Annotated in this window: 1 protein-coding gene; it reads left to right on the top strand. The window is 51.8% G+C overall.

Annotated elements, in window-relative coordinates; translation table 11 throughout:
- Positions 1 to 10: 10 nt before the first annotated feature.
- On the top strand, positions 11 to 245 hold a 235-nt coding region (locus R0J87_RS23440), incomplete at its 3' end, for a copper resistance CopC family protein (RefSeq protein WP_498889381.1).

Raw genomic sequence — 245 nt, forward strand, 5'->3', positions numbered from 1 at the left:
CGCCCATTCCGTGTTGGAGTCATCTACTCCGGCTGAGGGTTCAGTAATCGCTGAGCCATTGGAACAAGTGGTGCTTGATTTCAGTGCCGGCATCGAACAAGGCAGTGACATGTCGATGACGATGGATGGGACCGCTGTCGATTTCAGCGAAGTGGCCGTGATGGAAGATCAATTGATCGGCACACCGGCTCAGGAACTGGAAGACGGTTCTTATGTCGTGGAATATGATGTATTGAGCCAAGATG

It is taken from the genome of Halomonas sp. SIMBA_159, assembly GCF_046536035.1.
In the GTDB taxonomy this organism is placed as follows: Bacteria; Pseudomonadota; Gammaproteobacteria; order Pseudomonadales; family Halomonadaceae; genus Vreelandella; species Vreelandella venusta_A.